General features: G+C 47.8%; 11 protein-coding genes. 4 read left to right on the plus strand and 7 right to left on the minus strand.

Translation table 11 applies throughout. The features are described from left to right. Nucleotides 1-1,250 (minus strand): hypothetical protein (locus L0156_26955; protein MCI0606640.1); only part of this gene is annotated, 1,250 nt, incomplete at its 3' end. A 28-nt stretch (nucleotides 1,251-1,278) separates the two neighbouring features. Further along, nucleotides 1,279-3,186, minus strand: a complete 1,908-nt coding sequence (locus L0156_26960) for a hypothetical protein (protein ID MCI0606641.1) — start codon at nucleotides 3,184-3,186, stop codon at nucleotides 1,279-1,281. 12 nt (nucleotides 3,187-3,198) lie between these two features. On the opposite strand from L0156_26960, the gene L0156_26965 reads away from it, so the two are divergent. The 3 genes from L0156_26965 to L0156_26975 are packed head-to-tail and all read left to right on the plus strand — an operon-like array spanning nucleotide 3,199 to nucleotide 7,505. Continuing rightward, nucleotides 3,199-4,755 carry a CRTAC1 family protein gene (locus L0156_26965; GenBank protein ID MCI0606642.1) on the plus strand — a complete coding sequence of 519 codons (1,557 nt, stop codon included), beginning with the start codon at nucleotides 3,199-3,201 and terminating at the stop codon, nucleotides 4,753-4,755. A gap of 5 nt (nucleotides 4,756-4,760) precedes the next feature. Further along, nucleotides 4,761-6,032, plus strand: coding sequence for a hypothetical protein (locus tag L0156_26970; protein MCI0606643.1), 1,272 nt, complete (start codon nucleotides 4,761-4,763; stop codon nucleotides 6,030-6,032). 36 nt (nucleotides 6,033-6,068) lie between these two features. Beyond that, entirely contained in the window at nucleotides 6,069-7,505 is a 1,437-nt protein-coding gene (locus tag L0156_26975; protein MCI0606644.1) for a glycosyltransferase family 39 protein, read from the plus strand. Nucleotides 7,506-7,534: 29 nt separating this feature from the next. Here L0156_26975 and L0156_26980 read toward each other — a convergent pair whose 3' ends face one another. Then, nucleotides 7,535-7,936, minus strand: a complete 402-nt coding sequence (locus L0156_26980; protein ID MCI0606645.1) for a hypothetical protein — start codon at nucleotides 7,934-7,936, stop codon at nucleotides 7,535-7,537. A gap of 131 nt (nucleotides 7,937-8,067) precedes the next feature. Between L0156_26980 and L0156_26985 the strand changes: the two genes are divergently transcribed. Beyond that, complete coding sequence (locus tag L0156_26985) at nucleotides 8,068-8,883, plus strand: helix-turn-helix transcriptional regulator (protein MCI0606646.1); 816 nt, start codon at nucleotides 8,068-8,070, stop codon at nucleotides 8,881-8,883. Here the strand turns inward: L0156_26985 and L0156_26990 are convergent. From L0156_26990 to L0156_27005, 4 genes are all read right to left on the minus strand, one after another. Next, complete coding sequence (locus L0156_26990) at nucleotides 8,866-9,813, minus strand: alpha/beta hydrolase (GenBank protein ID MCI0606647.1); 948 nt, start codon at nucleotides 9,811-9,813, stop codon at nucleotides 8,866-8,868. The two genes, L0156_26985 and L0156_26990, sit on opposite strands and share 18 nt — an antisense overlap. Before the next feature lie 129 nt (nucleotides 9,814-9,942). Further along, nucleotides 9,943-10,353 carry a hypothetical protein gene (locus L0156_26995; protein ID MCI0606648.1) on the minus strand — a complete coding sequence of 137 codons (411 nt, stop codon included), beginning with the start codon at nucleotides 10,351-10,353 and terminating at the stop codon, nucleotides 9,943-9,945. Nucleotide 10,354: 1 nt separating this feature from the next. After that, the gene (locus L0156_27000; protein ID MCI0606649.1) at nucleotides 10,355-11,425 is read right to left on the minus strand and encodes an ankyrin repeat domain-containing protein; all 1,071 of its coding nucleotides are present in this window, start codon (nucleotides 11,423-11,425) and stop codon (nucleotides 10,355-10,357) included. Nucleotides 11,426-11,460: 35 nt separating this feature from the next. Then, on the minus strand, nucleotides 11,461-11,898 hold a 438-nt coding region (locus L0156_27005), incomplete at its 5' end, for an ankyrin repeat domain-containing protein (protein MCI0606650.1).

The following is an 11,898-nucleotide window of genomic DNA, read 5'->3' on the forward strand; positions in this document are numbered from 1 at the left end:
AGTATACGGCCACTACTGAGGCAAATGCCGTTGACGCAGGAGATGTGTTCCGGTACGACGTCTCCGCGATGTATAAGTTGTTTGCGTATCCGGAGTGGAAAAGGAAGAGATCGAATTTGTTCAAGAAGGACCTGAAAGGCCCCCGGAGAGCATACCGCAAGCGGCAGAAAACCCCATACGAACGTGTAGGCCAGGTACAGATAAAAAGGGAACACGATAAATCGGACAGCGCGACGTGAAAGAACGTCGTCAAAACCCACCAAAAGCGCAAAAGGAGCAACCGCGAGCAAATAGCGCGTGATTTCATAATTAAAAACAAAGCAGATGAAAAGAAAAGTAAACAGACTATAAATAAAAAATTCCTTTTTTTTCCACAAAGCAAGAATTCCCGCAAGATTCAAAACATACAGAATTAAATACAATTCCGTGCTGTGGAAATTGGGACGCGCGGCATAAAAGCGATAAATTTCCAGCGGCAGCCAGTTTAGAGAGGATTGCCTTGAAGAAGCAGAAACAAAGGCAAGACTTGTGTGGACCCGGAATGCCGCTAGGAAATCCCCGTAAACATAATAGTGATAAGTAAAAAGCCCCGCGAGGCTCAGGAGCGTCAACGGAATGAGTAGAACCGCCCTCCAGTTGCGATCGCGCAAGTAGATCAATCCGAAAATTGCTGTTAGCAGAAAACCGGGAGGCCGCGTTATGCACGCAAGCGAACTGCAAAGCAGCACGAGAAGGTCCTTTTTCTTTTTGTAGGCTAGAAACGCTCCAAAAATCAGACAAAAAAACAGGGGTTCTGTGGATCCAATCGTATGCTGCAACAACCATCTTGCCGGAACAAAACAGAACAGGGCGGCCGTCCACAGTGGCGATTTCACAAGCTGCCATTCGACCAGCAGCAAATAAAAAAGGATTACAGCACCCATGGAGCACGTTAGAGTCGTAAGTATCATTGCTAGTGGATAATTGCCCAGTGTAAATAAGCTCATCCATCGTATGAGAATCGGGTAAAGCGGAAAATGAGCGGAATAATAAGTGGCGGGCAGGCCTTTTGAAAAGGGATGATCCTCGGGAACAATATAAAACGTTTTGGCGATATACATGTAAAACGGGCCGTCATAGTGCCTGTAAATAATCGAGGGATCTTCAAAACAAAAGGGCAAGTACACCAACAGATTCGAAAGCAGCATCAAGCCAACAAGGAACAACACTGGCGAATGGATGAGCCTGGATTTAGGGCGGTTATGCTTCATGAGAACATTCTAACCGCTTGCTTAATGTCTAGCGATCATTGAAAAAACCGCCGGCCCACCCGCGTTGCGCCCTTGTGTGATTTTTCAACGGCCGGCTGAATGAATCTTCCCCAGCGCGATCTTGCAGCAATGCAAAGCTGAATCGTGCAGTTTGTCCGGACTTTCCTCTATCGTTATCTGCTTGTCCCAACCCGTCACCAATATACCGATCGATTCCTCGAACGTCATACAGGATCGCGAATGCGCCATTGCGAGCTTCCGCGACTCCGCTGCCGCGGGATAGATAGCTGTCGTTCCCATCACCATCAAATAGCGCGCCTAGAGCAACATCCCACGCATAAGCAATGGATGCCCAATCCCCTTCATATGTATCGTTGCCATAATCGTCAAAAACAAAACCCGCCGCGTAATGACAGCCGAATCCAACGCCCCAGCGCAGAAAACGAGGTTCGGTTCTCAAGGAACCATCAAAGTTTGTCCTCACGCCTCCCCATCTTTGATCATCTCCTTCAAAATCGCGCGCAAAGCCGGCGCCGAACCAGTATCCCCCACCATGGCTGAAGTAGTCGGCTTCGTAAACATCATCGCCCCCTCCGTCTAAAAGCACTCCAATCCCTCCATTGGCCGCGTCTCGCGCGCCTGCGCCGACACCTTGTGACCAACCACTGAATCCCGGAGAGTCGTCGTAGGAGTCCTGATACTTTCCTCCTGCAAAATAGTGATCCTGGCCGCTTTGATCCACCAGAAGACCAAAGCCGAGAGGACCACCAACACCTTGAGCAAGCAGCGCGCCTCGATAACGATCCTGACCTTCATGATCGATGATCATTCCAAAACCATTGATGGCTTGCCCCTGAACCCTCCGATCCCCCTGATACGAATCGTCACCCTTTTCGTCCAGAATTAAACCGACTCCCGATAATGCTGAACCTTGCGCGACATCAATCGCGCTGTATCTGTCGTTACCGGAACGATCCACAATCAAAGAAGCTCCCATGATGGCGCCCCCTTGAATTCCGGGTTTGACTCCGCGATAGGAATCGTCGCCATGTAAATCAAGGATCACAAGAACTGGACGCTCGGCTGTAACTGTGCCTTCGATGTAAGTGTCTTCTCCTCCAAGATCCACAATTGCGCAAACGTTCAACAAAAGATCCAGATCATAAACATCAGATCCGCTCCCGCCTATCACAATCAATCCGTCCTCAGTTTTAATCTCGTGCGGGACGGATCCAGAAGCTTTTTCGAGACGCTCCAGGAGAGCAGGATCGGTTAGAATCGCAAGTTGCCGGCCGGCAGCTAAAATTTCGGATCGATCAACACGCAACAACAATTCGATGAGTTTCGCTCCATGATCATCTCCGCCAAAACGATGACCGGAAGTCGCTTGCTCTGTGGTTTGTGAATAAAGTTTTTCGCGCAACTCGATTTGTTCGGATGATGACAAAGAGCGAAAAGCCTTGGTGATCGCCTGCCGGCTGTTATGGATTGATTGACTCAAAACTGTGAAAGGATTCTGAGGTTGTTGCTGCGATTGCTGCGGAGTTGATACGGATACATCCAGCTTTGCAGCAACATGATCCAGAATCAGTGACAAAGAGTTATCTCCGGAAGTAGCGGCATACAAATCCCAGGTAAACGCCTCCGCACGATCTGAAGCAGCTAGCGGTTCTCGAACGAGCGTTTCGATCCAGGAAAGGCGGCATTTGTCGATCAACCTCGTTACAGCCACCTTTTCCAGGACGTACTGCTGATACTTCTGAAATTTGTTCTCGATTTTTCTTCGCCGCAGTTCCGATTCAAAGTCCCCCTTTAGTTTCCCCGATGCCACGTCAAGGCCGGAAACTCGCTGCCCACGAAATAACACACAACCCACCACAATAGCCAAAGTGAGCAGGATTCCAAAAAATGCTGCTTTCCGGACCAGGAATCGCATATTCTCTATAATATGATTCCACGGCTCCTTGTACCTGTGTTGATCCTTCTTTCAACGCTTACTGTAAGCAACGATCCGCCCATTGTCTTTGACGACATAACCGTGGCTTCAGGACTATCGACGGCACTGGCGGGCATGATGGGACACGCGGCAGCCTGGGGTGATGTGGATCGAGACGGTTTGCACGATCTATTTGTGGGAGGTTTTTGCGATCGTCCCGATTCCGAATATTCACCTGCAACGGGTCCCGTTCCTGCTAAGCTCTTCCGAAATTTGGGCAATGGAAAATTTCAACAGATCAAAAATTCACAGACAGAGTTTCGCGCGCGCACCAGTGGAGCGCTTTTTGTTGACTTGAATGAGGATGGTTTTCCTGAACTCTACGTCGCAAACAATTCACTCGGCTCTGCAAAGATTTCGAATCCAGCTCAGGCGACCGCTCAGACGATGCTCAGCAAGCTGTTCAAAAATGAAAAGAGTATGCTGCAAGACATCTGCAAAAGCAGCGCAGCATGCCCGCCTGACCTTCAGACTGCCAGAAGCATTGGTGTGCTCGATTATAACAACGATCGTCTGCTGGATCTGTTGATTGTTGAAGATAAGTTCAAACGGAAGAAGCAAAAACCTCGATCGGTTTTGTTAAAAAACACCGGGAACTTAACTTTTCGAAATGCCAACTTCGAAGCAAATCTTCCGGATGATATTTACGGCTTCGGTGTTGCGATTGCTGATCTGAATGAAGACTCAGCGCCAGATTTCTTCGTGTCCCACAGCAACCGGCTGTTTCTCAGTGTTGCCGGAAATAAATATCGCGAGGCAACAGATCTCAAACCGGTATTCGAATGGAATCCACTGGACAGTGAGGATTGGCCCTGCGGTGTTGCATTCGGGGATCTCAACAAAGATGGTTTACTTGACCTGGTCTTGACCGCTCATCATGATCCCGCGCGCAACAGGATTTATATCAATCGTGGATTGAGAAATGGAATCCCTCAATTCCAGAACGTTACCGACAAAACCGGCCTCGCTCAAAACGTACCTGCAAAAAGTCCGCACGTTGAAATTCAGGATTTTGATAATGATTCGCTACCGGACATCTATATCTCAGCCGCCTGGAAAGATGGCGAAAAAGTGATTCCGCTGATCTATAGAAACCAGGGGATCCAGAAGGACGGGTTACCCAATTTCAAACCGGTCCGTGAGATTATTGCACCCATGATTTACTTTCCGTCCGGTCCTACGGCCGATTTTAACGGCGATGGCAAACTGGATATTTTTCTTGTGAATTGGTTTCGCGGCAACACTTCTCATCTGCTGAACAATCGAACCAGGACAGGAAATTGGCTTCGCGTGAAAGCTCCCATCGGATCCAAAATCAAATTGTTTTCGTCCGGGAAACTGATGGGATACCAGCAGCTGTACATTGGATACGGGTACGCGAGCGGACAGGTTCCCATCTGTCATTTCGGAGTTGGAAACTTGAACAGAGTCGATCTTGAGATAACAGTTCCGGGTCGCGCATCGAAACGGGAAAACAATGTTGCAGTCAACAGAGTTTTGGAGTTCTGAAGTAAATGCGAACTCTTCTTGTTTCCTTTTTGCTCTTCTCGCTCTTCGCACAAAAGGATGTCGTTCTGATAGACTCCCGCGACCTTTTAACAATTCCAAAAGGTGTTCAGGGACAATTCAAGATTGCGTCCGTTCCACCGAAAGTTGAGACAATTCTTTTTGCGGGACTCCCTCCAAGTAAAGAGGCTTTATGGTCAAGCTGGGGGGATGGCTGCTTCGCTTCAAACGGAAAGTACTACACTGCGATCGGTGATCATGGGGGATACAGCGGGAACAGTTACATTTACGAGTATGATCCTGCCACAAAAACTTTAAAGGAGATTGTGGATATCGCGGAAGCTATCAAACAAAAGCCGGGAGAATATGGTCACGGCAAAATTCACACATCGATTCTGGAACACAAGAGTGCACTCTATTTTGCAACCTATTGGGGAAAGCAGCGGCAAGTGCAGGAAGCATATAACAAAGGGTACAAGGGATCTCTTTTATTTCGATACGATTTGCGGAGTCGCGTTCTGGAAAATCTGGGCGCAGTTGCAGCAAGAAAAGGATTGCCCGCTTCCACCCTCGATCCATCCCGGGAATTGCTTTATTTCTACGCAGTTGAAAACGAAAAAGGGGATGTGGTCGTTTATGATCTGAAAAAGCGACAGTTAAAGTTCCAGGGAGGCGCTGATTTCACCGCGGATCATCGTTCCTTTCTTCGGGCCAAAGATGGAAAAATGTACTTCTCAGATAAGAATGGAAAACTCTCGTTTTACGACCCGGATAAGAATACGATTTCTCCAACCGGGCTGGTCCTGCCCGGTCCGAAAAACAGTTTGAGGGCATCCTCACCTCAAACTTCAGGCGGAATCATTTTTGGAATGACTCGCTCCGGAAGGCTTTTTGCATTTGATCCGTTTAAACAAACGATTCGAGATCTCGGCCCGAACTTTCTTGCGGGAGACTATACAGCCGTCATCGTTCTCAGTCCCGATGAAAAATATCTTTACTACGCGCCGGGAGCGCACGGCTCAGCCGCAGAAGTAGGTACTCCTGTCATCCAATACCGGATACAAACGGGTGAAAGAAAAGTGATTGCTTTCTTAAGAGATTCGTTGATGAACAAAGCAAACTATTTCATTACTGGAAACTACAACATGCGAATCGACCCCAAAGGAGCAACACTCTACTGCACTTTTAATGGGTCGAAAAATACTTCCGGCAAAAAGCAGGAAGAGTTTGGATTGCCGAGTCTGGTTGTAATTCACATTCCGGAAAGCGAAAGGAAATAGATTTCGAGACCAGCTCCTCGAATATAATGAAGCCGCATGATCAAGGTTCGGCCAATCTACGTAACGGTCCCATTGATTTATCTGGCCAGTTACCTGATTGGCTCCCTGCTAGGTGTCCGTTTTGTGTTTGAAGTTATTCCAGCACTCTGGCAATACGTTGATGTCGAAATCCTCCACAATGATCTGGCAAAAGGCATCTATTATCTGCATTCACAGCCACCCTTATTCAATCTGTTTATTGGAATTGTCCTAAAGGTATCCAGCGAATTCTATCCCCTGCTCTTCTGGATCATTTTTCAGGCAATTGCACTCGGGACGTTATTTCTCATGGCCAACCTGATGGAATCTTTTAGAATTTCAAGATGGATCATTCTACTTGTGGTCGCGCTGTATGCCCTATCTCCAACTTTTGTTGTTTATTCGAATTACGTTTTTTATACGCTGCCTGTAGCATTTCTGCTTCTTTTATCCGCGAGGTTGTTGCTCGAATACTTGTCGCGCGGCCAGACGATCTGGTTACATTTGTGTTGCTGGTCTTTAGTGGTGATCATGTTAACCCGCGCAACCTATCACTATTTCTGGTATGCGCTTGTGATAGCGACGATCGCCCTCATTCGGAAGCGTGACCGGCGCCGAATTCTACAGAGCAGCATTCTGCCTCTTTTGGTTGTGCTGTTATGGTCTGCTAAGAATTATTCGCTTGTGAACAATTTCGGACTGAGCTCGTGGCTGGGAATGAACTTTGCTCGAGGCTGGATCGTGACGAATGAGAAACTCTATGAGCGAGGCGCATTTTTCAATCCGAAGGAGGCGGAGAATCTACTCCGTTCCGGTGTTGTCAAAGCACCATGGTTGATCGGTCCTTTTCAGCAACCCGATGCATACAGGAAAATCGGATACTTTCACGACACGAAGGAAATGCATCCGGCCATCACTTCAGAACTAAAGAGAAACGGTTTGCCCAATTTCAATCATTCCGAATATGCGAGGATCTCAAAAGATATGCTCCTATCAACTATCAGAGTGATCAGAGAGTTTCCTGCGCACTATTTAAAGCGCATATCTACGGCTTATATGGCATTTATGCAGCCCGGACCGGGCGTAAGCTGGACGTTTACACGCTTTTATGATTTCCGAAAAGTCTTGAAATACCGGGATTCCTTATCACACCTATTTCTGGCACGCCCGGAATATTATCCGTCGGGAGTGATTCCGTTCAACCTGCTGATGATTGGCTTTCCGATTCTGATTTTTTACGGGCTCTGCCAATCCGTGAAACAAACGAGATCGGAGTTGGAGAAAGCATTTTTTGCGTACGTTTCCATAACCCTTATATCTGTTACGATCACCTGCATCGCAATCGAGTTGGGAGAAAACGATCGGATTCGAGCCGAAACGGATCCACTTACAGTCATACTTTTGGGTTTCCTTATTTCCTCGTTCAGGTCAAACTGGAAGTCTTCTAGTTTGTAATGACGAGCAACTGCGCATTTCAGACGATTTTAGACTACAAGTGGTGTTGATTTTCGCAAGCCGATGTACTCCAAACCTGCAAACATCGCCACACCAAAAGCCTGAAAAAGAATAAAGGCGGTGCCGATCGCAGTCGGTTCTATCCATCCACTCAGCAAAAGGATAATCGAATCAATCGTCCATAACGCATTTAAGAGAATGACCGCCCATACCATCGATAGAACTGCATTCTCCTTTGTTGCAAGATAGATAACGAATGCTGCAAATGGAAGCAGGCTAATGCCGGCGTATTGCATTAACTTTGCAGATAACCCTAAAGACTGTTGAAGGCTGCTGGAGCCGAGCATCAGCAACAATCCGGTTGCAACGGAGGTCGCTGCGTCGGCGAAGAGTACCCAGCGAAGAAAATTCGAGACAAAAATTGATTTCATTGTAATGTCAAACCTCCTGGACATCGATTTGTTTATTTCGAACTTCGACAATAATTTCGCATTTGTTGTGAGCAAAACAATTACTTCGGAAGTAATGGAACGGCGATTTCGTCATGTGATAGTGTTGAGCCATGATTGATATGAAACCGGTGGGAGTTTTATTGCGAGAATGGCGCAGACGTCGCCATCTAAGTCAACTCGGTCTTGCCTGTGACGCGGAGATTTCGGCCAGGCATTTGAGCTTCCTGGAAACGGGACGCTCATTACCGAGCCGGGAAATGGTTTTGCATCTTGCTGAACAGCTTGATGTTCCTTTGCGTGAGCGAAATTCCCTTCTGGTTGCCGCCGGATATGCTCCGATCTTCAGCGAAAGAACGCTGGATGATCCAACTCTTCAGGGGGCACGTAAAGTGATTGATCTGGTTCTTGCAGGGCACGAGCCATATCCAGCTCTTGCCGTCGATCGCCATTGGAATCTTGTTGCATCCAATCGCATAGTTCCGCTTTTTCTCGCTGGAATTGAGCCAACGTTGCTGACTCCGCCGATCAATGTTCTTCGCCTCAGTTTGCATCCGCGGGGACTTGCGACACGGATCGTAAATCTATCACAGTGGCGCACGCATCTTCTCGCGCGTCTGCGTCGCCAAATTGAAGTGAGCGCAGACCCGATCCTTTCTGAGCTCTTCGATGAGCTCAGCAGTTATCCCGTACAAGATGACAGAAAATACACAGGCTCAACAGATATAGAAGACGCTGGTGTTGCCGTGCCTTTGCAAATGTCGACTCATCATGGAATTCTCTCTTTTCTCAGCACTACGACTGTTTTTGGAACGCCTGTGGACATCACTCTGTCAGAATTAGCGCTGGAGTCTTTCTTTCCTGCCGATAATGCCACCTTGGACTGTTTGAATCGAATATTCAAGGAACGCTTAACCGGTGATGAATGACAAAAGATCTTTATTGAGACGTTCCATATGAGTGAATAACAAACCATGCGGTGCGCCTTCGTACACTTTGAATTGACTTCCTGCTATTAGCTCTGCACTTTTCTGGCCGGTCAAAGCAAGAGGCACAGACTGATCCGCATCACCATGAATGATCAATGCCGGTAAGAAGACCTTCCGCATTTCAGATCTAAAGTCGGTTTCGATCATCGCAAGATTACACTCCATCAGTGCTTTCAGGGAAGTCGAAAGGCAAAGGTTCAGTCCCCATTGGATCATCTCAGGTGAAACAGATACACCCGGCAGTCCCGCACCAAAGAAACCTGGCACTCCGGCTGCAAACCAGTGTGGACTATCTTTGCTTAGGGACGTACGCATTGCATCGAATCGACTCCTGTCCACTCCGTTCGGATTATCTTCGGTCTTCAAAAGAAAAGGTGTCGTAGGAGAGACGAGTACAATGCGACTGATACGCCGCGCACCGTGACGTGATAGATAGCGGATAATTTCACCGGCACCCATCGAGTGACTGACAAGCGCGACATCACTGAGATCCAGCTGTTCCATCAGCAACGCGAGATCATCTGCAAGCGTATTGTAGTCATAGCCGCGGCCCGGCTGGCTTGAGCGGCCGTGGCCACGCCGGTCATAGGCGATGCAACGCAGATTACGGCTCGCCAGATAGTTCATCTGGTATTGCCACATATCTGAATTGAGAGCCCAGCTGTGCACAAACAGGACCGGCTTACCTTCACCCCAATCTTTAAAGAACAAAATTGTGTTGTCGCTGGTTTCGATCAGCGGCAACCCGGCAATTTTTTCCAAAGCACCTTTCGCCGCGCGCGATGCCGAGACTTGTTTGCCACCGGCCACAAATAGTCCTGCGCCAACCATCGCGGAGGCTACTGATTTCAGAACGCTTCGTCTGTGCATGATTTCCTCCTTCGGTTGGGATGATTGCTTAGTTCTCTTGCGGAGGCAATTACGTCAAAGGTAATTGAATTGGGCAGAGAATAAAAAAGGCCAGCGTTTCGGCTCACCTTCTTGGAATCCAATACAGAGTCAGGGCTTTTTTGCCTTCAAAGTTTGCTGTTCCAGAATCTCCTTCGCATTAATCTGGTGGTTGCCAGAGCCGTTCGGCGCATAATTGCGGATGACTTCTTGCGCCTCCTGATCTTCAATATATGAAAGGCCGCGGAAGTAATAGCCTAAAATCCATCTGTTCTGCTCAAGTCGAATTAGAGCAATGAGTGGTTTGACTGCTTCTCGAACATTCATCCGTCCCAGAGCAATGCCGGCCCAACACTTTTCCATTCCACTTCCTTGGTGTAGCTTCTGCAAAGCAAATTTTTTTGCGGGGATTCCCAGAGTAACGAAAAAGTCCATCGCCTTCACCACGAGCCAGTTGGAAGGCTGCCCGTCAAAAATCTTCCAGATTCCCTCTATATCCTTGTTTTTTACTTTATGAATCAAGTCAATATAATCCTAAACTCTGAAAGAGCTGAACGATTGCAACTTGCCCATACTCTGCGGCCTGGACCAGGTGAGACTTTTTTGGTTCTGCGCCGGCTTCCGTAAGCGCGCGAACAATCTCGAGATTGCCTGCTGACACGGCATGGGTCAACATGTCTGTTCCATACTGATCCTTGCCCTTTGCATTAACTCCAGATTTCAAGAAAATACGGACGAGATGAGGCGCGCCTTCGCGAATCGCAGCTTCGAACCATCTGAAGTCCTCTTTGGCTTTTTTATCGAAACCCGCTTCCATAAAGAGCTCAACCCGTGGTGCATTCTTTTCACGGATTGCTTCACCGAATAGATGCTCTGAATACGAACCTAAAGCGACACCTTGCGCTTGAACCAACTTTACTGCTTCTAAACTTCCAGTGCGTACGGCGAGATCCATTAGCGTCAATGTCGAATTGGTTTTCAATTGAACATCTGCTCCTTGTTGTAATAAATAACGTGCAACCTCTAAATGTCCCTTGTTAAATTCCCCCATGTATGGAAAGGATTGCGCAAGGGCGGTATATCCATTGATATCTGTTTTGTTGATACTCGCGCCGGATTCAACAAGCTTTGTAACTATCTGTGGTTTGCCTGAAGCGGCAGCAAACATAAGAGCAGTCCGGCCATCCTGATTCCCATGCTCCAAATTCACCTTTGCATTCAGGAGAAGTGTCAATGTATGCAGATCGCCGGAAGAAGCTGCTCCCATCAAAGGTGTTGCTCCATTGCGCGAGTTTTTACGATCTGGGTCCGCCCCAAATAACAATAACCCTTCGACTATGCCTGGTTGGGAAGGGTGAATTGCCGCAGACAAAGGAGTCTGGCCCCAAAGATTCTCGGAATTGATCGAAGTGCCCGATTCGACAATTCGCTTGATTGTTTCGATATCACCTTTTGACGCAGCCTCTGTCATTCGCCATTCGTTGACACCCGCCTCATGAGCACCGGCGTCTTTTAGCAGAGCGATAATATCATCGCGTCTGTGTATTGCGGCCGAGAGCATCGGAGTGTAGCCTTGCGCATCTTTGTAATTCACATCAGCTCCGCTACTAATTAATTCGTGAATTACTTCTAGTTTCGCAGGCTGGTAGTAGCTGATTGCCCAAAGAAGGATCGATCGAGATTTCCGGTTACGTCATTTACCATCGCACCTGCAGCAATCAACATTCGAACCATTTGAACATCGCCTCTATACACTGCGGATAGTAAAGGACTTTGCCCCGCCTTGTTTTCGGGACTTACTCCAGAATTGAGCAGAATCTGAACCACGTTTGCATGCCCGTTTTGGATTGCGAGTTCCAGAGGGCTGGAGCGTTCCGTATTGATCACGTTAGGATCAGCACCCATAGCGATCAGTCGTTCTATCCCTGCTGCATTACCAGTTTTTGCTGCTTCCAGGAGCTGCAAATTTCTCGGATCTTCCGGATCGTACGCGCATACGAGCGAGTGACACACCAGAAACAGAAAGAAAATCAAATTTCTTTTCACGGATTTTTCTCCATCGTAACC

It is taken from the genome of bacterium, assembly GCA_022616075.1.
GTDB lineage: Bacteria > Acidobacteriota > HRBIN11 > JAKEFK01 > JAKEFK01 > JAKEFK01.

Excerpts from the sequence above, each read along its gene's own strand:
- L0156_26960 (MCI0606641.1), bottom strand. The coding sequence starts at position 3,186 with ATGCGATTCCTGGTCCGGAAAGCAGCATTTTTTGGAATCCTGCTCACT.
- L0156_26965 (MCI0606642.1), top strand. The coding sequence starts at position 3,199 with ATGATTCCACGGCTCCTTGTACCTGTGTTGATCCTTCTTTCAACGCTT.
- L0156_26970 (MCI0606643.1), top strand. The coding sequence starts at position 4,761 with ATGCGAACTCTTCTTGTTTCCTTTTTGCTCTTCTCGCTCTTCGCACAA.
- L0156_26975 (MCI0606644.1), top strand. The coding sequence starts at position 6,069 with ATGATCAAGGTTCGGCCAATCTACGTAACGGTCCCATTGATTTATCTG.
- L0156_26980 (MCI0606645.1), bottom strand. The coding sequence starts at position 7,936 with ATGAAATCAATTTTTGTCTCGAATTTTCTTCGCTGGGTACTCTTCGCC.
- L0156_26985 (MCI0606646.1), top strand. The coding sequence starts at position 8,068 with ATGATTGATATGAAACCGGTGGGAGTTTTATTGCGAGAATGGCGCAGA.
- L0156_26990 (MCI0606647.1), bottom strand. The coding sequence starts at position 9,813 with ATGCACAGACGAAGCGTTCTGAAATCAGTAGCCTCCGCGATGGTTGGC.